The sequence below is a fragment of the Qipengyuania soli genome (assembly GCF_015529805.1).
Classification (GTDB): domain Bacteria; phylum Pseudomonadota; class Alphaproteobacteria; order Sphingomonadales; family Sphingomonadaceae; genus Qipengyuania; species Qipengyuania soli.
The window spans coordinates 1885802-1910695 of the sequence record NZ_CP064654.1 but is presented as its reverse complement, the minus strand read 5'-3'; the positions used below and the strand labels follow the sequence as shown (position 1 = coordinate 1910695).

Genomic DNA, 24894 nt, shown 5'->3' with positions numbered 1-24894 from the left:
CTTTTACTGGTGGTCGAGCATGCCGAGCACGCGCTTGGCGATGATGTTGTTCTGGATTTCGGTCGAGCCGCCGTAGATCGTCGTTGCCTTGCCGAAGAGCCAGGCGCGGACCGTTTCGAGCTCGCCGGTCGAGAAGCCATCGCCTTCCCATCCAAGGCCCTGAAGGCCGCGGATGTCGATCAGCAGTTCGCTGCGTTCCTGGCTCATCTTGGTGCCGATCTTCTTCAGCACCGAGCTGATCTCGGACACGCCGCCGGCGGCCTTGCTTTCTTCCATCGCGCGGCGCGCGGTGAGCAGGAAGCTGTTCCAGCGGATTTCGAAGTCGGCGATCTTGTCGCGCAACACCTTGTCCTCGAGTTCGCCGTCGCCGTCGGTGGCGCAATACTTCTTGGCGATATCGCCAAGGCTCGCACCCATCATTCCGGCAAGGCGGCCGCCGCCAGAGATATTCGTTCGTTCGTGCTGGAGCAGGCGCTTGCCGATGGTCCAGCCCTGTCCTTCCTCGCCGACGAGGTTCTCCTTCGGCACCTTCACGTCGGTGAAGAAGGTCTCGCAGAACGGGCTCATGCCGCTGATCATCTGGATCGGACGGACTTCCACGCCCGGCGAGTCCATGTCGATCAGCATGAAGCTGATGCCGTGGTGCTTGTCGCTCTTGTCGGTGCGGACGATCGCGAAGCACTTGTCCGCCCACTGGCCGCCGCTGGTCCAGGTTTTCTGGCCGTTGACGAGATAGTGATCGCCCTTGTCCTCGGCGAAGGTCTGCAGGTTTGCGAGGTCGGACCCGGCATTGGGCTCAGAGTAGCCTTGGCACCAGCGTATCTCGCCACGACAGATCGGCGGGATATGCTCGCGCTTCTGCGCCTCGTTGCCGTATTCGAGCAGGGTCGGGCCGAACATCATCACGCCCATGCCGCCGATGGGGTTGTAGGCACCCGCACGCGCGAGCTCCTCGTCGATGATACGCGCCTGCTTCTTGTCGAGGCCGCCACCGCCATATTCCTTGGGCCAGGTGGGCGTGCCCCAGCCCTTGGCACCCATCGCTTCGCGCCACGCCTTCTGGGCGGCATTTTCGTCGGTGGGGCCGTCGACACCGGCAAGCGCGTTCGCCTTGCCCTTCAGTTCGGCGGGGAAATTGTCGGCGATGAACTGGCGCACTTCCTCGCGGAATGCATCATTGTCGCTCCGGGTTTCGGCTTCGAGCTGGGTGGCCATGGCTCAGGTCTCTCCTCTTTGCGGCGACTCCCATACCGCAATTTTTGGAGGGACTGAAATACGCTAGGGAAGGGCCGCTTCGGAAGCGTCCTCAAGCGTCCAGTTTGGCCACCTCGGCAAGGACTCGCTCGGCCCATTCCGGACGGCAGATGAGCAGGTCCGGCATGTAGGTGTCGGCCTGGTTGTAGACCAGCGGGCTGCCATCGACGCGGCTGGCGTGGAGACCGTGGGCGAGGGCGACGGCAACCGGCGCAGCGCTGTCCCATTCGTACTGGCCACCGGTGTGGAGGTAGATCTCGGCCTCACCCCGGACGACCGCCATCGCCTTGGCCCCGGCCGAGCCCATCTCGACGATCTGGCCTCCGATTGCCTCTGCGACCGCGAGCGCTTCCTTGGCTGGACGTGTGCGGCTGACTACCATTCGCGGGTGTTCGGCAGCCGGGGGCAGTTTGCCTGATACGTCGCTGCGCAGGACGCAATCGAGGCCCGGCAGTGCGACGGCACCGACCTCGGGCTTGCCATCGACGCAGAGCGCGACATGGACCGCCCAGTCGGTCCGTTCCTCACCATACTCCCTCGTGCCGTCGACCGGATCGACAATCCACACGCGACTGCACGACAGGCGCTCCTCGGTGTCCTTGCTCTCTTCCGAGAGCAGACCGTCCTCGGGGCGCTGTTCGCGCAGGGCATGGCAGAGGAACTCGTTGGCCGTCTGGTCGCCTGCCCGGCCCAGCGCCTTGCCGTGGAACATCCCGCTGGCACGCACCTCGATGAGGATGCGGCCTGCCACCTCTGCCAGTTGCGCAGCGAGTTCGGCGTCGGTCATCGTGAGTCCCGCAAAAGCATCGGGGGTCCGCATGGCAGGCCGAAGCCGCCTTGCGAACCCCCGAATTTTCGCCAGCCTGGAATTAAGCGGGATTGCGGGCGAAGATACCGAAACCTGCGATGATGGCATAGCAGATGGCCGGCAGGATCATGGCCGTGGCCAGGCTGCCGCTGGCATCGGCCAGCATGCCGGTGAACAGCGGAATCACTGCACCACCGAAGATGGCGATGTTGATGATGCCCGAACCGTCGGCAGCCTTGGTTCCCAGCTTCTCGCAGGCGAGCGAGAAGATGGTCGGGAACATGATCGAGTTCATCAGGCCGATCGCCAACAGGCTGTAGCCCGAAGTCGCGCCGGTGGTGTTGGTCGAAATGGCGAGGAGCGTGATTGCGCCAGCCGCCACCGTCGCAAGGATCAGGCCGGGGCTGAAGACTCGCAGCAGGCCCGAACCGATGAGGCGCCCGACGAGTGCGCCGCCCCAGTAGTAGGCGATCATCTTGCCCGCGGCTTGCTCTTCGAGGCCCATCACCCCTTCCTGCATGAGGTAGTTCACGATGAGCGAGCCAATGGCGACTTCCGCACCGACGTAGAGGAAGATGCAAAGTGCGCCGTAACCGAAGCGCGGACGCTTCAGCAGGGCGAAGCCGCCGGAGAGCGAGCTCTGCTCATGCTTTTCGCCCTGCAGGCGATTGCGGAAGCTCCAGACCACTGCAGCGATCACCGCGAGCGCAATGGCGAGGCCGATGTAGGTGTTGACGATCGCCTGGCTTTCAGCGGTGCGATAGGCATCGAGCTCGGCGCCCGAGAGCTCGGCCGCAGTCACGCCAGCGAGTCCGCCGAGGATCAGGGTCGAGCCGACGCGCGGGAAGATGGTTGTGCCGAGGCTGTTGAACGCCTGCGCGAAGGTCAGGCGGCTGTGCACCGTCTTCTGCGGTCCGAGCAGGCTGATCAGCGGGTTGGTGACGACCTGTACCACGACAACACCGCTCGCGAGCACAAAGAGCGCGAACAGGAACAGACCGTAGGTAGCGGTCTGGCTTGCCGGAATGAACAGCAGGCAGCCCGCCATCATGGTCAGCAAGCCGACCACGGCACCGCGCATGTAGCCGATCCGCTTGACCAGCTGTGCGCCTGGAATGCCAATCACCAGATAGGCGGTGAAGAAGCAGAACTGGATGAGCATCGCCTGCGTGTAGTTGAGCGTGAAGAGCTCCTTCAACTTGGGCAGGATCACGTCGTTGAGCGAGGTGATGCCGCCGAAGATGAAAAACAGCGCGAAGACGAAATAGTTGAGGCCGGGCGCGTTGATCTGCGTGCCCTCGTCCTCGACCGGGTTGGAATCGGTGCTGGTTGCGACACCGGGTGCAATTGCCATGTTATTATCCTCCCAAGCCCGGCATTAGAACGGTCCGGTGCAGTCCATTTGCGCAGCCTGCGGCACGACGGCGATCGTTTCCAGTTCGAATACGAATGCGCCTGCGCTGGCGATTTCGACCCCGGTTACCGCGCCGTCGGCGATGCAGGCCAGCGGAATTTCGATATCGCGCATACCCTTGCCCTCGACCAGCTTCATCGTCGGGGTGAGGTCGAGCGGGCCCTTGGCTTTGTCGCCCAGCGCCTTCAGCGTAATTGCGGCAGCAGGTGCCTTCGCGACCGATACGCGCATCTTGAGTGCGGCGGTCTGGGGCAATTCCTGTGCATCCCAACGCAGTTGCAGCGATGCCGGAGCCGTCCAGGTCAGGCGGCGGGCGTCTTCCTGGGCCGCGATGTCGAAGGCTGTCGCCTTGAAACCCGGTCCCGACCCGACAAGGTTCACGAGGCCCGTATCGCCCGTGAATGCCCAGATGCCCGACTGCAACCCGCGGTCGTAGACAGCGAAACCGTCCCCGCGAGAACCACCGGAGAGAGAGCATGTGGTGGCAAGCGCGGGGACGGTGGGCTTGGCGGTGTAGGAGCCGCCGAAGCCGAGCGGGAAAAGTGTTTCTGCGCCGGGCTCGCATCCGGCGGGCCAGGCAAAGGACAGCGTGCCGGTGAAATCGCGCTTGGTGCGGCCGTTCGACCCTGCGACGAGCACCTCGGCGATGCCGCTACCGGCCTGCGATCCGGGCAGCCATGCGGCGACGAAAGCGTCTGAAGCGTCCATCTCCGGGCCGACGAACAGGGGGCGCCCGGAGAGAAAGACCGAGACCACCGGAATACCCTTGGCCTTCAGCGCCTCGATCGTGGCGAGGCCTTCGCCGGTGAAGTCGAGATGCGGGCGATCGCCCTGAAATTCGGCATAGGGAGTCTCGCCGAAGACGACGATGGCGACGTCCGGCTTTTGCGAAAAGCTCCCGTCCTTCGACAGCGCAGCTTGTCCGCCAACGTCCCTGACCGCCTGCGAAAGGCCTTCCCAGATGGTTTGTCCGTTAGGGAAATCCGCCTTGGTGACGTCGGTGCCCTGCCATCCGATGGTCCAGCCACCCGACTGCATGGCCATGTCATCGGCACCAGGGCCGGTAACCAGTACCTTGGCGCCTGGCTTGACCGGAAGCGCAGAACCTTCGTTCTTCAGCAGGACCAGCGATTTTGCCACTGCTTCACGGGCAACGGCGAGGTGCGCAGGCGAACCGATGACCGACAGGTTGCCACGGGTGTCGGGCTGGCCGTCCATCAGGCCGAGCTTGAACTTGACGCGCAGGATGCGGCGGATGGCGTCCTCGAGCCGATCCTTCGGGATCTCGCCCGCCTCGGCGCGCTTGAGCGTGTTCTCATACAGGCCCTTCCAGCTGTCGGGCGCCATGTAGAGATCGAGACCGGCTTCGAGCGCCTGCGGGCAGTCGGTCGGCTCGCAGCCCGGTACCTGGCCGTGCGCGTTCCAGTCACCCACGACGAGGCCCTCAAACCCCATCCGGCCCTTGAGCGCGTCGGTCAGCAGGGACTTGTTGCCGTGGTGCTTGGCACCGTTCCAGCTCGAGAAGCTGGCCATGACCGTCAACGTGCCGGCATCGATCGCCGGCGGATAGCCGGCATTGTGGATGCGGACGAGTTCGGCCTCGGAAATCCGCGCATCGCCCTGGTCCTGGCCCTTTTCGGTCCCCCCGTCGGCGAGGAAGTGCTTGGCTGTCGCGGCAACCTTGTCGTCAGCCAGCGGCTTGCCCGCGACCAGCGGTCCCTGGAGGTTGCGGACCATCTCCGCACTGTATGCTGCGACGATGGCCGGATCCGAGCTGTAGCCCTCATAGGCACGCCCCCAGCGCCCGTCCTGCGGCACGGCGAGGGTGGGAGCGAATGTCCATTCGATGCCAGAACCGGCGATTTCGGCAGCGGTTACCGCACCGATGCGGCCGATCAGTTCGGGATCGTGCGTGGCACCAAGGCCGACATTGTGGGGGAAGACCGTCGCGCCGGGAATATTGTTGTGACCATGGACTGCGTCGACGCCGAACAGGATCGGGATCGCCACGCCGTCCGTACGCGGCTCCATCGAAACCTTGCGAAAGGCGCGGACCAGCGCGTCCCATTCCGCAGCCGAAGCCCGATCATTGCCGTTCGGGCCGCTGTTGCCGCCCGCGAGTATCGAACCAAGCGGGTATTTCCGCAAATCGTCCGGCTGAATCGCGGAGATGTCGGCCTGGATGACCTGTCCGACCTTCTGTGCCAGCGTCATCTTCGCGATCAACGCGTCGATGGCCGCTTCGGTAGCTGCGTCTGTAATCGCGGCGGGACTGTGCGCCTCTGGCCAATTGGCCGCATAGGCGACCGGAGTGTGGTTTTCCGCAGGGGGAGGGGCACTCGCAATGGTGGTCGGACCCGGACTGCATCCGGCCACTGCCAGACCTGCCGCAGATGCCAACAGCCAAACCTTCATCACACTTCCCCTCCGCGTTCCCGATTCATCGTTGGGAACGTTCTCAAAGAGAGGTGACATGCGAAAGCGCCGAGGTCAAGCGGCGAGATTGCCTGATTGCTCAGCGATTTGGGACGGAAGACCGCCGGGATCTACCTGCGTTTCGGCGCAGCAGTCGATCCGCGGATGACAAGGTCGCCTTCGATGACGACCGGAGTGTCCGAAACATAGTCCCGACCTTCGTCGATCAACAGCTCCACTGCGCGTGCAGCGGTGGCCGCGATGGGCTGGTCGAGTGCGGTCAGGGGCGGGCTGGTGAAGCGGACAAGCGGCGTGTTGTCGAAGCTGATCAGCGATAGGTCGTCGGGAACGGTCAAGCCGCGTTCCTTGGCAACCTCGAGCGCCGCCAAGGTCATCTGGTCGCTGCTGGCGATAATGGCTGTCGGCGGATCGGGCAGGTCCAGGAGTGCACGGGCCGCGCGAACCCCGCTCTCGAACCCGAAGTCGCCCCGCTGGCAGAGTCCTTCGTGTTCCAGTCCGGCATTCTCCATCGCTTCGCGCCAACCGTCGATACGCCAATCCGCGAGGCTGTATTCCTCGGATCCAGCGATGAACCCGATACGCCTGTGACCGAGACCGGCGAGGTGCTCGGTCGCGAGTTTTGCCAGGTGTTCGTCACCCATGGTCAGGGCTATTCCGTGTCCCGGTTCCTTCGAGCCGATCCGCGCGAAGGGGATGTGCTTCTTCGCGAGCAAGCCGGTGATGAGCGGGTTCTCCGAGTGGGGCGGAGTAACGATCACCCCGTCTGGTTGAAGCGCTGCGATGGCTGCGCCGAGCTCGCGTTCGACATGGTCGGAATGGGTGTCGATCAACTCCACCAACATGCGATAGCCGCGCTCGGCACAGGTCAGCATTCCGCCCAGCAGCATCTGGTCGACCCAGTCGGTTCCCTGACGAGATTGCCAGTCGGCGATGGTGCGCTCGCGGTCATTGATGGCGAGGATTAGGTATGATCGCGACCCGCTCATCCGTTGGGCGGCGATCGACGGGACATAGCCAAGCTTGTCGATGCTGGCCTGCACCCGCTCCTTCATCTCGGGGCGGACGTTGGGTTCGTTGTTGATGACGCGGCTTACCGTCTGCAGGGACACGCCTGCATCGGCTGCTACGTGCTTGATGGTGACCGCCTGGCGACGCCGTGCCATCGAAATCAAACCCCCCTAGCCGAGTGTCGGCCCTTATTTCGCAGTTGCGAGATACACATCTTGGCCAAGGGGCAAAGCGAAATCAACGCGGCACCACCAAGGACCGGAACTGTCGAGGCCAGTCGTTCCAATGAAAAGCGGGCCCCGCCAAGATGACGGGGCCCGCATTTTTCCGATCCTTCTCGCAGTTCTCTTTAGAAGGAGAAGCGTGCGATGAAGGTATAGCGACGGTCGTTGCGGAACGCCGCGCTGAGCACCCTGGTGCCATTGTAATCGACCAGGGTCGACAGCTTGGTCACCTCGTCGAGCAGGTTCACGCCCTGGACGCCGAGCTTGATGTTCTCGTTGACGCTATAGAACAGCGAGGCATCCAGCTGGCCGCCGGCTTCCTGGAAAGTCGGCGAGAACGGGAAGAGGTCGTCGCGCGGCGTCACTAGGAAGGCACTGCGCCAGTTGTAGGCGGCGCGAGCCGAGATCGGACCCTTTTCATAGAACACAGTCGCGTTGACGGTGTGCTTCGAAGTACCCGAGTTCGGCGTTTCTCCCACGAAGGCACCGCCGTTCAGCGGGCCACCGCTCGAGTTCACCGAAGGCGAACCGATGCTGGAGATGTTCGGAGTGATGAAGTCCGAAGCATCGACATAGGTATACGACAACTGTGCGCCCAGACCGCTTAGCAGGCCCGGCAGGAAGTCGTAGGTCTGCTGGTAGGCCAGCTCGACACCCTTAAGCGTGCCCGACAGGTCGTTCGCCGGACCCGAGATGATCACGTCCTGCGACAGACCGCTCGGCGAGGTGTAGTTCACCAGGCCGGTACCCGTCTGGATGATCCCGGTGATGTCCTTGACGAAGAAGGCTGCGGTAAGCGAGCCGACGGCGGAGAAATACCATTCCGCGCTCACATCGTAGTTCCACGACTCGATCGGTCGCAGGCCGCGGTTACCGGTCGAGACGGAAAGCAGCGGGCCGCTATCCACGCGACCACTGAAGCCCAGCACGCCACCGGCGTTGAAGAGGTTCAGGTCCGGACGCGAGATCCCCTTCGACACGGCGCCGCGGAGCACCAGGCCCTTGCCGGTGTCGAGACGGATGTTGAAGGCCGGGAGCCAGTGGTCGAACTTGATGTCGCGGGTGTCGCGGATCAGTTCGCCCGTGTGCAGCGAAGCGAACTCCGCCTGACGTGCCCCGGTGAGGCCGCAATACAGGCGCTGCTGTCCCGGCGGGAGCGGCGATGCACACAGGGCATCGATTTCCGATACCTGCACGACGCCGTCGCCGTTGCCGCCGTTCGCGATCGAGTCGAACTGGCCGGGGTCGGGGAAGGCGAGCAGCGAGTTGTTGCCGACCTTGGTCCGGACATAACGCAGGCCGATGTTACCCGCGATCGACCAGCCGTTGTCCATGTCGAGACCGTAGTCGAGACGGGCATAGGCCGCCGAAGTGATTTCGGTCACGTCGGAGATTTCGGCCGGGCAGAACGGATCGCACTGGACGGTCGTGCCGTCGAGCAGCGTGCGAGACCGGCCATTGACACCCAGGTTGAAACGCTCGGGCGACAGGGCGAAGTTGGTGATCTGCTCCCACTCCTGGTCTGTCACGCCATCGAGGTAATCCTGCAGGAAGTCGTCGCCGCCGTAGAAGTATGCTGCACCATCCTGGATCGGGGTCGCCGCCTGGCCGCGCTGGAAGTTGTCGCCGAACGGCGAACGCAGCTGCGAATAGTTCGGGAACTCGTCGGTGAACGCGCCGCCGGCGATGGCGAATTCCTGGCCAGGCAGACCGGTGTAGAAGCGGCCCGGAGTGAAGCCCGACCAGTCGGGCACATAGGGACCGGGGCCCGAGAAGCAGCCCGGGCCTTCACCCCAGGGCAAGCATCCACCGCGACCGGCCCAAGGAGCTGAAAGGTTGCCCCAGGTGCTGAAGTTGGTGTTGCGGTTGACGCGGTCGCGGGCCGCCCAGCGGGCACCGAAGGTCGCCTTGCGGAAGAAGCCGTCGTCGCTGACGTCGTATTCGAAATCGCCCGCGAGGCTGAACAATTCGCCATTGTTCTTCTCGCGGCTGTCGAGGCCGAACCAGTAGTAGGTGTAGTACCCGCTCGAGAAGTAGTCAGCGGGCGCGCCGACCGGAGCGAGGAACTGGACCTCCGGCGTATCGCCGGTCAGGTCGATGCCGATGTCGGCCCAGGTGCTCATCGCGCCGAAGACGGAGTCGCGGTTGAGCTTCGAGTTGACGTACTGCATCTCGACCTTGCCGCGGAAGCGGTCGGTGAATTCCATTTCCGTGTCGAGCGAGATGTCCTGGGTGACCGAATCGGTGTCACGCAGGAAGCGCAGCGAATCCATCGGGATGCCGCCGAGACCGAACGGCGTTGCATAGGCGTTGCCGACGTTCTGGGTCAGGATGCCGCTCTGGAAGTGGCCGTTGCTGTCGAACTGGTACTCGGTACCGGGACGCGGATTGTTGGTGGACACGCCGTCGTCGATGCGGCCGATCAGAGCGAATTCTTCGGTGAAAAAGCTCGTCTTCGAACGCAGGTATTCGAGGGTCATCTTCAGACCGCCGTCCAGCGTTTCGAACTGGGCGACGCCCGAGAATGCCTCGCGATCGCGGTCGAGCGTGGTCGAGCGGACGCCCGCGTACTGCGGGACCAGAACCGAGTTTGCCGGCGGGAACTCGTCCGGCGTGAAGTTGGGCTCGTCGTTGAAGCCGCCCGAGTTGATCGGATAGACGCGATAGCAACCGCCGCTGAGGTCGGCCGGGCGATAGCAGGAATCGATCACCTGCGTAGCGTCGGTGCGGCTCTTGAGCTTCGAGTTCGAGTAGCTGAACTGGAGGCCGAAGGTACCGGCGCCGGTCTCGAACGTGTCCGAACCGAGGATGTTGAAGGTCGGCGACCACTTTTCGCGCAGGTCGCCATAGTTGGCTTCGACCGAGCCGGCGACATGGAAGCCGGGGTTGTCTAGCGGCTTGCGGGTGACGAGGTTCACCATGCCCGCGATATGACCTTCGATCATATCCGCCGTGCTGTTCTTGTAGACCTCGACGCGGCCGACCAGTTCGGGCGAGACGTCTTCGAAGCTCAGGACGCGGCCGCCGTTTGCGGAGAAAATGTCGCGACCGTTGAGTTCGGAACGGGTGTAGGGAAGGCCGCGGATGATCACGCCCGTGCCTTCGACCGAGAAACGCGTCGGGTCGGACGTCTTCTCGAAGCGACCGATGTTGACGCCCGGAACGCGCTGCAGCGTCTCGGCGACCGAGCGGTCGGGAAGAGCGCCGATGTCTTCTGCCGTGATGACGTCGACGACCGTATCTGCCTTTTCCTTGATGCTCTGCGCTGTCAGCAGCGACTGGCGATAGCCGCTGACGACGATCACATTGCCATCAGCCGGCGCCTCGGTCGTGGTTTCCTCGTCCGTATCGTCCGCCTGTTGGGCAAACGCGGGCTGGGCCGCGACGAGCGCGAGGCCCGATGCAGTGGTGAGTGCGGCGATGCGGCGCGAGCGCGCGGCAACTCCAAGAGCTTTCCGAGACATGTTTCCTCCCTGGTCCCAAGACGCAACATCAGGACGAATCCTGTGCCTTGATTGTTACATACCGAGGGTTGTGAGCGTTCACAAGACCGAATATGAACGTTCACAACGACCGTTGCCGACTGGCAACATATGGCGATTGGTGCCATGGAGAGATGCATGACTATTGAACGTATTGTCATACTCGGCGGAGGGACTGCCGGATGGATGGCGGCCGCAGCTTTGTCGCGGATCCGGGACGGGCGCAATGTCGATATCAAGCTCGTCGAATCGGAAGAAATCGGGACGGTCGGCGTCGGCGAGGCGACTATTCCGCCTTTCGTCGAATTCCAGCGCGCGCTCGAGATCGACGAACGGGAGATGATGGCGGCCACCCAGGCGACCTTCAAACTGGGAATCCAGTTTTCAAATTGGGGCCAGGTCGGCGAGAGCTATCTCCACCCTTTCGGCAATTACGGATACGAACTGGGCGGCATCAACTTCCACCAGGTCTGGCACACGATGCGCCAGCGCGGCGATAGGCGACCGCTGCAGGCCTTCAATCTCGAAACCATGGCGGCCTATTTCGGCAAGTTCTCGCGGACCGAGGACTACAATCGCGACGACCTGCCACCAATGAATTACGCCTACCACATCGACGCCACCGCCTATGCGCGCTTCCTGCGCAAATATGCCGAGATGCGCGGTGTGGTGCGTAAGGAAGGCAAGGTGCAGGATGTCGCGCTCGATCCCGAGAGCGGCGACGTCACCGGCCTCACGCTCCACAGCGGAGAAACGGTCGAGGGCGATCTCTTCATCGACTGCACCGGCTTTCGCGGCGTCCTTATCGAACAGGCCCTCGAGACGGGTTACGAGGACTGGACGCATTACCTGCCGTGCGACCGCGCAGTGGCGCTGCCCTGCAATCGCGACGATGGATCACCGCCGCCGCCCTTCACCAAGGCAACTGCGCACTCGGCCGGCTGGCAGTGGCAGGTTCCGCTGCAGCATCGTAACGGCAACGGCCACGTCTATTGCAGCCAGTACATGGAGGCCGACGAGGCGCACGACATACTGGTCCGGAACCTGGCCGGAAAGCCGACGGCCGACCCCAATTTCCTCCGCTTCGTGACGGGACGGCGGAAGAAGTTCTGGAACCGGAACGTGGTTGCGCTCGGCCTTGCCTCGGGTTTCATGGAGCCGCTGGAATCGACTTCCATCCACCTCATCAACACCGGGGTGAACAAGCTGATCGCGATCCTTTCGCTTGAAGGCATAACGGAGGCGCAGAGGAGCACCTACAACCGCCTCGCCACCAAGGAATACGAGAGGATCCGCGACTTCCTGATCCTCCACTACAAGGCGACGAGGCGCGACGACTCCGAGTTCTGGAACTACTGCCGCACCATGGCTGTACCCGATACGCTCACCGAGAAGATCGAGGTCTTCAAGTCGAACGGGCAGATCTTCCGCGAAGAGGACGAGCTGTTCACCACCACCAGCTGGGCGGCGGTGATGATGGGGCAGGGCATTTCCATGGGCGGCAACAGTCCGATGGCGGAAGGTGTCGCCAACGGCGTTGCCAAGGAAATGGACGAGATGGAAAAGTCCATCCGCTGGCTGGTCGATCGGATGCCGGGCCACGGGCAATACGTTTCGCGCTATTGCCCCGCGCCAGCCGCTGCTTGACCCTTGCCGCAGTAGTCCTGCTCACCTAGCGAGGCGGCAGTGTTCGATGCCACCTCCTTTCGCGATGCCCTAGGCAGTTTCGTCACCGGCGTGACGATCGTGACCGCGCGCGATGCGGAAGGAAAACCGTTCGGACTTACGGCCAACAGCTTCAATTCGGTCAGCCTCGATCCGCCGATGGTTCTGTGGAGCTTGTCGCTCAAGTCCGGGACCCTGCCGGTCTTCCGAGATGCCGAGAGCTGGGCAGTCCATGTGCTGGCTGCAGACCAGCAGGCGATGTCCGACCGTTTCGCGCGGGCGGGCGCCGACAAGTTCGAAGGTCTCGACGTTGCCGATGGTGCAGAGGGGGCTCCGCTGATTGAGGGCTATGCCGCGCGCTTTGGCTGCCGCGCGCGCTTCGAATACGAGGGCGGGGACCACGCCATATTTCTTGGCGAGGTGGTCGATTTCGACCGCCGGGACGCCGAACCGCTGATCTACCATGGCGGACGCTATGGCCGCGTTATGCGAGCGCCAACCGGCGAAGATCTGGAACGCGAAGGCCTTGCCGAACGGATCGATGGCAGGCTTTCCCTTACGGCGAGCGGCGCCGAGCTGCTCGCCGCGCTCGAACAGGTCGCGAAGCGCTAGACTCTCTTCAAGCCTCTCGATACCCGTTGCGAAACGCAACCAAGGGAGAGAGGCTGCCATGAAGACCCGCATCACCGAACTGTTCGGCATCGAGCATCCCATCATCCAGGGCGGCATGCATTTCGTCGGCTTTGCGGAAATGGCGGCGGCAGTGTCCAATGCCGGCGGCCTCGGCATCATCACCGGCCTTACGCAGGGCACGCCCGAAAAGCTCGCGAACGAGATCGCGCGTTGCAAGGACATGACCGACAAGCCCTTCGGCGTGAACCTGACCTTCCTGCCGACGGTCAATGCGCCCGACTATCCGGGCCTCGTTCGCGTGATCATCGAAAGCGGGGTCAAGGCGGTCGAGACGGCGGGCAACAACCCGGCGCAGGTGCTGCCCTATTTCAAGGATGCAGGGGTCAAGGTGATCCACAAGTGCACCAGCGTCCGCCACTCGCTGAAGGCGCAGTCGATCGGCTGCGATGCCGTCAGCGTGGACGGATTCGAATGTGGCGGCCATCCGGGCGAGGACGACATCCCGAACATGATCCTGCTGCCCCGCGCAGCGGATGAGCTCGAAATTCCCTTCGTCGCCAGTGGCGGCATGGCCGATGCCCGCAGCCTCGTCGCCAGCCTCGCCATGGGTGCGGACGGTATGAACATGGGCACACGCTTCATCGCCACCAAGGAAGCGCCGGTGCACGAGAACGTGAAGAAGGCGATCGTCGCCGCTTCCGAGCTCGACACCCGCCTCGTCATGCGCCCGCTGCGCAATACCGAGCGCGTCATGACCAATGCCGCGGTCGAACGCCTGCTCGAGAAGGAACGAGCCCTCGGCCCCAACCTCAAGTTCGAGGATATCATCGAGGAGGTCGCGGGCGTCTATCCCCGCATCATGATGGAAGGCGACATGGACGCAGGCGCCTGGTCCTGCGGGATGGTTGCCGGCCTCATCCATGACATTCCCACCTGCAAGGAACTGATCGACCGGATCATGAGCGAAGCCGAGGAAATCATCCGCGGTCGCCTCACCGGTCTCCTGAACTGAGGACTGACCTGACCATGCTCGATACCAGCCAGCGCTTCGCCTACAACGAGGATCACGAGGCCTTCCGCGACACCGTGCGCAAGGTCTTCGCCGAACACATGACGCCCTATCTCGACCAGCACGAGGCCGATGGTATCGTGCCGCGCTCGGCGTGGAAGGCATTGGGCGAGGCGGGGATGCTGTGCCCCACCGTCAAGGAAGAGAACGGCGGCCTTGGCCTCGATTTCGGCTTCAACTGCGTCCTGTGCGAGGAGCTCTCCTACCTCGGCAGTTCGGCCGGCTTCACGCTGCAGAACGACATCACCGCCAACTACATCGAGCGTCTCGGCACCGACGAGCAGCGCGCAAAGTATCTTCCGGGCATGGTCTCGGGAGACGTCATCTCGGCCATCGCTATGACCGAGCCGGGCGCGGGCAGCGACTTGCAGGGCATCCGCACCACGGCGGTCAAGGACGGCAACCACTTGGTGGTGAACGGCTCGAAGACCTACATAACAAATGGCCAGAACGCCGACGTCATCATCGTCGTTGCCAAGACCGACCCGACACAGGGCGCCAAGGGCACGACGCTGGTGCTGGTCGATGCCGACACGCCCGGCTTCGAGCGCGGACGCAACCTCGACAAGATCGGACAGCATTCGGCCGATACCTCGGAGCTGTTCTTCAACGAGTGCCGCGTCCCTATGACCAACATCCTCGGCGGTGAAGGACGGGGCTTCATCCACCTGATGGAGGAACTGCCTCAGGAACGCCTCGGCATCGCCGTGGGCGCGCAGGCCGCCGCGCAGCGCGCCTTCGACGAGGCGGTGAAGTTCACCAAGGACCGCAAGGCGTTCGGCAAGACGGTGTTCGAATTCCAGAACACCAAGTTCGTCCTCGCCGATCTCAAGGCGAAGCTCCAGGTCGGTTGGGCGCACCTCGACTGGGCGATCAAGAAGCACCTCGCAGGCGAGCTCACCACCGACGAGGCGAGCGCGGCGAAGCTGTGGCACACCGACCTCCAGTGGGAGGCGTGCGACAAGGCGCTGCAGCTGCATGGCGGGGCGGGCTACATGAACGAATACGCCATCGCCCGCCTGTGGCGCGACGCGCGCGTGACGCGCATCTTCGGCGGTACGAACGAGATCATGAAGGAAGTGATCAGCCGCTCGATCTGAGGAGAAACCGATTGTCCGATCCGCTCGACTATTCCGGCAAGACCGTCCTCGTTGTCGGGGGCACGAGCGGCATCGGCAATGGGATTGCCCACGGCTTTCGCCAACACGGCGCCAAGGTTCACGTCACCGGAACGCGCGCTTCAGCGAACGACTACAGTGTAGATGAAGGTAGCGATCTTGTAGACCTTGTCTTCCATAGTGTGGACGTTTCGCAGCCTGGCGCATTCGAAAAGCTCGCCCTGCCCGAAACCCTGGATGTGGTCGTGCTGTGCCAGGGCACCGTCCGCTACCGCCGCGAGGAATTCGAACGGGCCGGTTGGGACGCGGTGATGGAGGTCAACCTCAACTCGCTGATGGATTGTTCGCGTGCCGTGCGCCCCAAGCTGGCCGAGAATGGCGGTTCGCTGATCATCGTGAGTTCGGTCGGGGCCTATCATGCGATGATCGGCAACCCCGCCTATGCCGCGAGCAAGGCGGGGGCAGTCAGTCTGGTGGGCAGCCTTGCGCAGGCGTGGGCGGGCGAGGGCATCCGCGTCAACGGGATCGCCCCGGGCCTCGTCCCGACCAAGCTCACCAAAGTCACGACCGAGAACGAGCAGCGTGCCGCCGGTGCCGTGGCGCGCATCCCGGCGGGGCGCATGGGCACGCCGGCGGACATGGCGGGCGCGGCGCTGTTCCTCGCTTCGCCGCTGGCGGATTACGTCGTCGGCCAGACCATCCGCGTCGATGGCGGCATGACGTTGTCTTGAGCGCTCCGGCCTGAGGAGAAACGATATGGAATACGTCAATCTCGGCCCCAGCGGCCTCAAGGTCTCGCGCCTGTGCCTCGGCTGCATGAGCTATGGCGACACCACCCGCGGCTGGCACGGCGACTGGGTGCTCGACGAATCACAGTCGCGTCCCTTCATCCGCGAGGCGGTCGAGGCCGGGATCAACTTCTTCGACACCGCCAATATGTATTCGATGGGCGCGTCCGAAGAGGTCATGGGCAAGCTCCTTCCCGAGTTCGCCAGGCGCGACGAGATCGTGCTCGCGACCAAGGCCTTCCTCCCCTGGCGGCAGGCGCCGAACACCGGCGGCAATTCGCGCAAGAGCCTGTTCCAGGCGATCGACGACAGCCTTGCTCGGCTGGAGATGGACTACGTCGACCTGTTCCAGATCCACCGCTGGGACGATGCGACGCCGATCGAGGAAACGATGGAGGCGCTGCACGACATCGTGAAGGCGGGCAAGGCGCGATACATCGGCGCTTCGTCGATGGCCGCCTGGCAGTTCGCGAAGGCACAGGAGGTCGCGCGCGCCAACGGCTGGACCCGCTTCATTTCGATGCAGAACCACGTCAACCTGCTCTATCGCGAGGAAGAGCGCGAGATGATCCCGCTCTGCCATGACCAGGGCGTGGGCCTCATCCCGTGGAGCCCGCTCGCCCGCGGCAAGCTCGCCCGCGCCTGGGATGAGACGACGGTGCGCAGTGAGACCGACGGCTTCGGCAAGCTGCTCTACCGCCAGCAGGAAGATGCCGATCGCGCCATCATCGATGCGGTCGGTGCGATCGCTGCGGAACGCGGGGTATCGCGCGCGACGGTGGGGCTGGCGTGGCATTTCGCCAAGGGCATCACCGCCCCGATCATCGGCGCGACCAAGGAAGGGCACATCGCTGCCGCCGTCGCTGCCATGGACCTCGGCCTGACGGACGAGGAAGTCGCGAGGCTCGAGGCGCCCTACGTGCCGAAGAACCCGGTAGGCATCGCCTCGACAGCCCCGCGCAACTGGACGCTCAGCCGCGTCCACGAATAGAAAATCGCCCAATTCGGCCCGAGTGTTACAATCCGGGCAAACGGGTCACAAACGAGTCACATGACTGCGCCATCGCTCACCCGACAGGGTGGGATACGAACCGCGTGCAAGCCATAAACATTTTCCTGACTGACCGCCTCGGTGAAGAAATCACCGACTTCATGCATGGCGAGACGCGCTATGCCTTTGCGCGGCTCTACCCCGACGGCCCGCACCGGCTGGTCGAAGGGCCCGTCTGCGCCTTCGTCGACTGGGTGATGGAGGACCTCTCCGGCCTCGAGATGTGTCGCCGCCTGCGTGCCGACAAGCGCACTGCCGAGGCGCATATCACCATCGTGCTCGACGAGGACGATGCCGAGGACAAGCGGCGGGCATTGAAGGCCGGGGCGGACGACTACATCCTCGGCCCCATCGACCGCACCGCCGTGCTCGACCGCGTGATGGCGCTGCAATGGGGCGGGGCGCAGACAAGCGTTTCGGAAATCCTCGAACTGGGCGAACTCACCATCGACGCCGCCGCGCTCCAGGCGCGCTGGGCGGGGCGGGCGCTTGATTTGAGGCCCAACGAATTCCGCCTGCTGCGCTTCTTTGCCCAGAACCCCGACCGCGTCCTGACCCGCGCCGACCTCATCGCCGCCCTCGGCAAGCAGGAACCGCCGATCGACGAGCGCACGGTCGACGTGTGGATCGGCCGCCTGCGCAGGGCGCTAAGGGCGATGGGCGCGGGCGACCGCGTGCGCACGGTGCGGTCGCTGGGATACGTCTACGACTCGCATTGAGGAGCGCGAGTTGATTCGTCAGAACCTGGTGGCCCCTGCCATTGAGGCCCGGCGTCAGAGGGGGGAAGGGACCCGCCTCGATTGGTCAAATCCGACCTAGATCCGGCCAGTCGGTATCGCCTCGCCACACTGATCTGAAGGCCCGTTCTGCCGCCATCTGTTCCAGACGGTTTCGAAGTTTTCCTTCGGTCTGGGCAAGGCCATAGAGAGCCAGGGCGCTGTTGGGGGCGTCGAAGAGCGCAGCACGGAAGGCGCTCTTCGCTTCGGCAAAGCGGCCCGCCTTGTAGAATGCTGCGCCGAGCGACTGATCGACCGGATAATACCAGAACGGAGGCTCATTATAGGGGATTTGCTTCTGCATTTCTCGAGCCTTGGAGAAATGCGCGATCGCTTGTTCGAATTGCGATTGTGCGAGTGCCTTTCGCCCTTTCGCCACTTCCATCGCGAGGTCGATGATCAGGGGAGCGGGAAAGCCGTTTGCTTCCATCGTCTTCGCGCTGTCTGATCGCGCCAGTTGCTGCATGGCATCGAGCTCTGCAGTGAAATCGCCGAGCCCGGGCTTGAGCGCGATAGCAATTGCACGAGCATAATGGCGCATGGCCTCGACGTATTCGAGTGGATGCGGCTTGCGCGTGAGAGCGATCACCGCTTCCGGCGAGGAATATTGCGCAAAGGCGAAATATGGGGCGGCGTAGATCGCCTGGACCCAATAGAGCTCTCGCCCTGTCTCGACGTCGAGAATGCTTTGAAGCTTTGCGGTCTGGTTCACGACCGTCGGAACGTCACCCATGGCCTGGGCCGAGGTCAGCAAGAAGTGCACGTTGTGTGGATAGTATCCGAAGCGCACGAGGCCATCGTCGCCGACTTCGCGAAGGTAAGCTTCGTCCGCTGCGGCTGCCTTGATGTTGGCCTCTATTGAATCCTGGTATCGGCCGAGGCGGTAATAGATGTGGGCCGGCATGTGCACCAGGTGACCGAGTGCTGTCGGACTGTTCGCCCGCAATCTATCTGCAGCTGCCTCCGCCTTGGCCGGCTGTGGCAGTTCAAGCAGGTGGATGTACAGATGCGATGCCTGGGGATGCTTCGGATTGCGTGCCATGACCTTTTCGATCAGTCCGACCGCTTCGGCGATGAACTGGACGGGCTGGCCTTCGTCGCTCCAGTAGTTCCAAGGGCTGGTATTCATCGCCGCTTCCGCAGCAAGTACGGCGAGGTCGTCGCTTTCGGGGTAATTTGCAGCAATCCGCAGCATGGCTTGCGCATACCCCCGGTCGAGTGCGCCGCGATCGGCATCGGGGGCCGCCGAATATCGCACCGCCTGCGCCTCAATCAGAGCCTTCGTGAAGTCGTTGGAGGCGGCAGACAGTTGCTGAGCCCTGGCGAGTGCGGCGAGGGCGGAGGAGTTTTGCGCGTCGCTCATAGCGGCATTGATATTGGGACCGTTTGCCATGGCTTCGCCCCACCAGCATTCCGCGCAATCCGGATCCAGTTCCTGGGCACGTTTGAACGAACGGATGGCGGCTTCGTGATTGAAGCCGTAAGCAAAGGCGAGACCCTGATCGAAATAGCGCCGAGCCTGTGGGTCCATCTTCGATGCGGGAAAATCCGAGCGGCCGATCCCCGAATACAATCCTATCGATGCGGTGCCAAAACCACGCTCTTCGGCCAGCGATTGGGCCAGGCGAAGCCGCGCATCGAGAACCTCACTGGATCCGTTTCCAGCCCTGCAGGCGTTCCTGCCGGGCGCGGTGGGATCGAGGGCGGCGAAAGCCTCCCGTGATAGTGCGGTCTCCGCAATTGTCGCCGACGCTCCGCCAGAGGCAAGAGTGGCAAGCAAGACGGCGAAAAGTCTGGAGGTGTGCGGCATCGCGAGTCTCCCTCAACGCAGGAGGCGACCAGACCGAAATCCTACCATGCGGTGGCGTTCGAATCCAGATTCTTCCGCAGCTGGTTTGGGGCGAATCAAACAGCAGGATTACGTGCTAGGAAAAGCGTAACAACGAAGGGCCGCCCTTGCGGACGGCCCTTCTCTCATGAAGCCTGACGGGATCAGAACTCGATCGAAACCGATGCGCTGACGCTACGGCCGACGTCGTAGCTGTTGATCTCGATCCGGTTGTCGCCGTTGTCCTGGTATTCGAAGTGGTCGCGACCGGTGAGGTTGCGGGCTTCGAACTTCAGTTCCACATCGGTCCCGAAAAGTTCGACGCCCTGGCGGTAGACGAAGTCGAGGCGCAGGCCCGGATCCTCGAGGATGTCGGGCAGGCCCGAGGTGCCGCGACTGGTCACGCGCTTGCTCGCATAGCTGACGAGGAAGGTTGCCTGGCTGACCTTGTCGAGATCCTCGATGCCCAGCTGGACGTTGACCAGGTGGTCCGACTGTCCCGTGAGCGGCACGCCGTCGCGGAAGTAGTTCGTCGCCGGCTGCGGGGCCGAGGGGAAGACGAAAGCAGTGTCGTTCGCCGTCACCTTCAGCTTCGACTGGGTGTAGGTGTAGTTGAGCACGGCAACGAAGCGCTTGCTCTCCCACCAGTCGCCAAGGTCGAACAGGTCCTTGTTCCACTGCATCTCGAACTCGGTGCCGTAGAGCTGTGCAGCAGGGGCGTTGGCAAAGCCCGAGACCTGCTCGTTGTCCGAGAAGCTCGAGAAGACCTCGATCGGCTTGCTGATGTCCTTGTAGAACCCGGCAAGGCTGACGCGGCTGCCCGAACCCCAGTAGTATTCGAGGCGTGCCTCGTAGTTGGTCAGGCGGCTGTCTACCAGCAGCGGGTTGCCGTTGAAGCGGCGGTTGGTTTCCGGATCGTAGTAGGTCTGGAAGATCAGCTCGCGGAACTGCGGACGGGCGATGGTCTTCGATGCGTTGAAACGCGCCTGCAGGCTGTCGGCGATTTCCCAGGTGAGGGTCGCCGCGGGCAGCCAGTAGTCGTTGGCCAGCAGCGTGTTGTTCGACGAACCGCTGGGGTTGCCGTCGAGGCCGAGCGGGACGACTTCCTGCGTCGCGTCCTCGTAACGCACACCGACGTCGAGCGAGAGCCCTTCGATCGGCGCGACCTGCGCCTTCACGTAACCGGCCTTGATCTCCAGCCCCGCCTCGAACGCGGGGTCGGAACCCGTGGTGTCGAAGATCGTGTAGCTGAACGGTCCGAGGCCGGCGGCCTGCTGTGCTGAAGGATCGAAGCCAAGGTCGATCAGTGCACCGCCGAGGAGTGCATCGGGACGGAAAGCACCGAAGACGTCGGGATATGCACCGGTTGCGCGAATATCGAACTCGCGACGTTCGGAAAGGCGGCTGGTGTCGGTATAGGCACCGCCGACCGTGACGCCGAGCCAGTCGGTCGCCTGGTAGCTGAGGTCAAGACCGCCGTAATAGAGGTCTTCGGTCAGGTCCGAGAAGGCGACGATCGCGCCGCCGCGCTGCGGATCGAGCGTATTGAGGAACAGGTCGCCATAGGGATCGGCGGCATTGTTCGAGCGCGAGTAGCGGAAGGTCCACTCGTAAGGCGCCTCGCGCTGCGTCTGGGCATAGCCGCCGCGCAGGTCGACCGAGATGTCTCCGAACTTCATTTCGCCGGTGAACTGCGTGTCGATCAGCTGGCGCTCGTACCATGCGGTGTTCTGCGTCAGGTCGGTATCGCCGTTCTGGAAGTCCTCGCTCTGTTCGAGCGAGGCCTGCTTGAGCGAGTCGCGGATGTAGAGGTTGGTCAGGCGGAAGCGGTGCTCGCCGACCTCGAGACCGAAGCCGAGCATGGCGTTGACCAGCACGCGGTTGTCGGTGACGAAATCGCGCGCATCGGTGTCGAGCGACAGGTCGGTGCTCGCGGCGGTCTGCTGCGTGATGTAGCGGTTGCGCCACTTGTTGCTGATCGAGGCGGTGGCGATGACCCCAAGGCGGCCGTCGCCGAACACGTCGAACGCGGTGCCGGCGGTAATGCCGCCGGAGATGTTGACCGGCAGGTCGCTGATCTTCTGCAACAGGACGAGGTTGGGATCGCCCAGTTCCTTGAGGATCGCCTGCTTGTCGACATCGGGGTCCTCGATGTTGAGGCCGCTGTCGAGGAAGCTCTGGAGGGCAGGGCGCACGTCACGGCTGCCGTCGTCGAAACCGAACCAGTCGTAGTCCGAACCGAAATAGGTGTAGCCGGGGCCGAAGGTCGTCTCGCCGTCGCCGCTGATGCCGGCGCTGATCTTGACGAAGGCTTCGTCGGGCACCGCGCGGGTCGTGAGGTTGATCACGCCGCCGCCGAACTCGCCCGGGAAGTTCGCCGAATAGGTCTTCTGCACGAGGCTCGAGGCCACGATGCTGGTCGGGAAGATGTCGAGCGGGACCACGCGGCTGAGCGGCTCGGGCGAGGGTAGCGGCAGGCCGTTGAGCAGCGCCAGCGAGTAGCGATCGCCGAGACCGCGGACGTAGACGAGGCCGTTGCCGACGGTGGACAGGCCGGTGACGCGGGTCAGCGCGCCGGCGATGTCGCCTTCACCGGTCCGCGCGATGGCGGCGGTGTCGAGTACCGAGACGACCTGCGTCGAGGCGCGGGTGATGTCCTGCCGGCGGCGGCCGGTGACGACGATGGCGCCGCCCGGGACCGAGACTTCAGGCTGCTCGTAGGCTTCCTCGTCCTGCGCGGTGTCCTCGACACCTTCGGCCTGGTCCGCAAGCGCGGCGTCGGTCGCGGCGTCTTCCTCGGGCGGAACGCCCTCGGCGCCGGTGTCGGGTGCGGCGTCCTGTGCAAAGGCGATGCCGGGAGCGCAAAGCGCGGTGGTGAACAGGAGCAGCGCGGAGAGCCGCTTGCCGGTCGACATGTCGAAAGACCCCCTCATGATCAGGTCTGTGAAACTCGGGTCGGGCGCTAGGCCCGCTTAAAATGGAATGAGGCTGCGGGACGCGTCCGTGGAGCGCGCCCCGCAGCCTTCACGCAGGTCAGGAGTAGACCGGCAGGGTGGTGCACTCGGTCACCGAGCCGAAGCCGGCGGTGGGCGAGTTGCAGGTCCAACCTTCGACCCAGGTCGCGTTGCCGGCGTAGACGGCACCGATCGAGGTCGGGAGCACGAAGAAGCTGGAGAGCGAGGTGGGATCGAACACCGGAACGGCGGTTTCGTTGGCGCCGTTGAGGTAGGTCATGGTCAGCGTGTTGGTGAAGTTGGCATTGTTGTTGGTGCCGGCTTCATAGCGGGTCTGGATCGCCGCGGCGGTGACGCCGCCCGAGCTGTCGCGGAAGTCGGTCGCGCAATCCATCACGAAGCTGTCGAACTGGACCGGTCCAGCCTCGTCGAGGCCGGCATCGGCCGCACGGCTCAGCGTGTTGGTGCCATCGACGCGCAGGCACGGGGTCGAACCCGACTTGTCGACAATGATCGAGTTCATGATGCGATAGTCGGTCGAACCGCGCAGGCGGATCGCCTGGTCCTTCACGCCGCTGTTGGCGATGAAGGTCGCGTTCGAGATGCGCGTGTTCTGGCGCGGCGTGTTTTCTTCGAGGGCGTTGGTCGAGTCTGCCTCGATCATCGTGTCGCCGGTGTTCGGACGCTGGACCACGAGGACGAACTGCATGTTGGTCTTCACGCCGGTGTCGGTGTCGAGACCGTCGTCTTCCGCGCCGACCACGATGAGGTTGGCAACGTTGAACTGGCCGCCGAAGAATTCGACGCCGTCATCCGAGCTGTTGTAGCTCATGATGTGGTGCAGGGTGGTGCCCGATCCGACGCCGCCGGTGGTCAGCGACTGGAGCTCGCTGTCGCCCGAAAGGACGAAGCCCGAGTAGCGGATCTGGACATAGGACATGCTGCCCGAGTTGTCGTTCGCCGTCGCGCCGCCGAACAGGGCCGGCTGCGCCGCGCCTTCGACCTGGCGTTCGCAGGCCGTGGTGCCCGGCGTCGCGCCCGGGGCGATACAATCGGTGACCGGAGCGCGGCCCGAGAGGACGACGCCGCCCCACTGGCCCGACGAGTTGCTGGTGTTGAGACCCTGCACGTTGTCGCGGCTGGTGAAGATGATCGGACGGCTGGCAGTGCCATTGGCCGCGATCGTGTTGCCGCGGTTGACGTTGAGGAAGCTCGAACCCGAGGCGTAGATGATTGCGCCCGGCTCGATCGTCAGCTTGACCTTGGTGTCGGCCGCAGTGGCGGTAGGGCCACCATCGGTGCCCACGTCGACGCGGCCGTTCATGCGATAGAGTACGCCCTTGATGTAGGGCAGGGTCGAGCTGGCGTTGAAGCGCGCGGGCATGGTGCAGATGCGGTATTCGCCGGTCGGACCGGAAATGGTGCCACCATCGGTCAGGCCCTGCGGGTCCGAGATGGTCGGGCAACCGGCTGCCGGGGTCACCAGGGCCGAAGTCGGCGTCGGGGTCGGCGTGGGGGTTGGCGTGGCCGGCGGGTTGTTGATGGTGATGTTGCCGCCGGTACCCGGCGAAACGATTTCGTCGGCGCCACAGCTGGCAAGGGCCAGTGCGCTGCAGCCTAGAACGAGCGAACGATGAAGATTGGTCACGGGTAACGGTCCCCTCAAAAAACCGGGTGAATCGGAAGCGCGAATTCGTTGATCGCGACTCGCCCGCTAGGCTCCGTTCGTGACAGTTTTTGTCGGTTCGTGACCGTTATGTTGCAGTTTCAACAGGATTCCCCGGCAAGCTGCAAAAATGCCCGCTTGGCCCGTTCGACGAAGCTCCACGTTTCAGAAATATGACAATGTTACGGTTTTGTTGCAGTTGCTGGTGGCGACCGATATTCCTCTCCTCAACGAACAAAGGGAGAGTTCTGATGGCAATCGTTGCAACACTGGCGATGGCACTGATGGCACAGGGTCCGGTCGACGCAGTCGTCGCTCCGGAAACAACCTATGACGTCGGTTTCGAGCAGCTCGTCGCAGGCCGCGACCATGAGGCTGTCGATGCGATCGAGAATTGCAAGGAACTGGCCCAGGACGATCCTGCCCGCCTCATCAACCACGGCATCGCGCTCGCCCGGCTGGGTCGCTACGATGAAGCTCGAGCCGATTTCGAGGCGGCTGCGACGGCCAGCAACAGCGTGGAACTCGAAACCGCCAACGGCGAATTTAGGGATTCGCGCCATCTGGCCCGCCGCGCGCTGGCCATGCTCGATAGCGGTGACTTCGCCACCTATTACGCGCTCTCCATGCGCTAAACCTGATTATTTGCCGAGGGTTCACCGATGGCCTGCGTTTCTATCTGGAAACGCGGGCTTTTTCGTATGCGCCCGGATTCCCCGT

Annotated in this window: 17 protein-coding genes; 8 read left to right on the top strand and 9 right to left on the bottom strand. The window is 63.6% G+C overall.

Annotated features, from left to right (window positions below):
• Positions 1–3: 3 nt before the first annotated feature.
• The 6 genes from IRL76_RS09555 to IRL76_RS09530 all read right to left on the bottom strand — a co-directional run bounded on the left by IRL76_RS09555 (position 4) and on the right by IRL76_RS09530 (position 10608).
• Positions 4–1215: an acyl-CoA dehydrogenase family protein gene (locus IRL76_RS09555; protein ID WP_200981132.1), complete on the bottom strand. Its 1212-nt coding sequence runs from the start codon at positions 1213–1215 to the stop codon at positions 4–6.
• Positions 1216–1306: 91 nt separating this feature from the next.
• On the bottom strand, positions 1307–2041 hold the full coding sequence (locus IRL76_RS09550; protein WP_281388106.1) for a 3'(2'),5'-bisphosphate nucleotidase CysQ: 735 nt from the start codon (positions 2039–2041) through the stop codon (positions 1307–1309).
• Positions 2042–2123: 82 nt separating this feature from the next.
• Entirely contained in the window at positions 2124–3416 is a 1293-nt protein-coding gene (locus IRL76_RS09545; protein WP_200981130.1) for a sugar MFS transporter, read from the bottom strand.
• Between the two features lie 24 nt (positions 3417–3440).
• Positions 3441–5891, bottom strand: coding sequence for a glycoside hydrolase family 3 protein (locus IRL76_RS09540; RefSeq protein WP_200981129.1), 2451 nt, complete (start codon positions 5889–5891; stop codon positions 3441–3443).
• 131 nt (positions 5892–6022) lie between these two features.
• Complete coding sequence (locus tag IRL76_RS09535; protein ID WP_200981128.1) at positions 6023–7075, bottom strand: LacI family DNA-binding transcriptional regulator; 1053 nt, start codon at positions 7073–7075, stop codon at positions 6023–6025.
• Between the two features lie 194 nt (positions 7076–7269).
• Complete coding sequence (locus IRL76_RS09530) at positions 7270–10608, bottom strand: TonB-dependent receptor (RefSeq protein ID WP_200981127.1); 3339 nt, start codon at positions 10606–10608, stop codon at positions 7270–7272.
• A gap of 156 nt (positions 10609–10764) precedes the next feature.
• Between IRL76_RS09530 and IRL76_RS09525 the strand changes: the two genes are divergently transcribed.
• From IRL76_RS09525 to IRL76_RS09495, 7 genes are all read left to right on the top strand, one after another.
• Entirely contained in the window at positions 10765–12273 is a 1509-nt protein-coding gene (locus tag IRL76_RS09525) for a tryptophan halogenase family protein (protein ID WP_200981126.1), read from the top strand.
• 39 nt (positions 12274–12312) lie between these two features.
• On the top strand, positions 12313–12903 hold the full coding sequence (locus tag IRL76_RS09520) for a flavin reductase family protein (RefSeq protein WP_200981125.1): 591 nt from the start codon (positions 12313–12315) through the stop codon (positions 12901–12903).
• Complete coding sequence (locus IRL76_RS09515; RefSeq protein WP_281388105.1) at positions 12833–13936, top strand: NAD(P)H-dependent flavin oxidoreductase; 1104 nt, start codon at positions 12833–12835, stop codon at positions 13934–13936. The genes IRL76_RS09520 and IRL76_RS09515 overlap by 71 nt, the downstream gene beginning before the upstream one ends.
• A 14-nt stretch (positions 13937–13950) precedes the next feature.
• Positions 13951–15093 (top strand): acyl-CoA dehydrogenase family protein, encoded by a 1143-nt coding sequence (locus IRL76_RS09510; RefSeq protein ID WP_200981123.1) that lies wholly within the window; start codon positions 13951–13953, stop codon positions 15091–15093.
• A gap of 11 nt (positions 15094–15104) precedes the next feature.
• Positions 15105–15842 (top strand): SDR family NAD(P)-dependent oxidoreductase, encoded by a 738-nt coding sequence (locus IRL76_RS09505; protein ID WP_200981122.1) that lies wholly within the window; start codon positions 15105–15107, stop codon positions 15840–15842.
• A gap of 25 nt (positions 15843–15867) precedes the next feature.
• Entirely contained in the window at positions 15868–16890 is a 1023-nt protein-coding gene (locus IRL76_RS09500; RefSeq protein ID WP_200981121.1) for an aldo/keto reductase, read from the top strand.
• 104 nt (positions 16891–16994) lie between these two features.
• Positions 16995–17669 carry a response regulator transcription factor gene (locus IRL76_RS09495; RefSeq protein ID WP_425504491.1) on the top strand — a complete coding sequence of 225 codons (675 nt, stop codon included), beginning with the start codon at positions 16995–16997 and terminating at the stop codon, positions 17667–17669.
• An 85-nt stretch (positions 17670–17754) separates the two neighbouring features.
• Here the strand turns inward: IRL76_RS09495 and IRL76_RS09490 are convergent, their stop codons facing one another.
• From IRL76_RS09490 to IRL76_RS09480, 3 genes are all read right to left on the bottom strand, one after another.
• On the bottom strand, positions 17755–19257 hold the full coding sequence (locus IRL76_RS09490) for a tetratricopeptide repeat protein (protein WP_216629290.1): 1503 nt from the start codon (positions 19255–19257) through the stop codon (positions 17755–17757).
• A gap of 461 nt (positions 19258–19718) precedes the next feature.
• A complete protein-coding gene (locus tag IRL76_RS09485; protein WP_200981119.1) occupies positions 19719–22469 on the bottom strand; it encodes a TonB-dependent receptor domain-containing protein in 2751 nt (916 codons plus the stop codon).
• Positions 22470–22587: 118 nt separating this feature from the next.
• Positions 22588–24156, bottom strand: coding sequence for a hypothetical protein (locus IRL76_RS09480; protein WP_200981118.1), 1569 nt, complete (start codon positions 24154–24156; stop codon positions 22588–22590).
• 269 nt (positions 24157–24425) lie between these two features.
• Here IRL76_RS09480 and IRL76_RS09475 point away from each other — a divergent pair, with 269 nt between their 5' ends.
• Positions 24426–24809 carry a hypothetical protein gene (locus IRL76_RS09475; RefSeq protein WP_200981117.1) on the top strand — a complete coding sequence of 128 codons (384 nt, stop codon included), beginning with the start codon at positions 24426–24428 and terminating at the stop codon, positions 24807–24809.
• Positions 24810–24894: the final 85 nt, after the last annotated feature.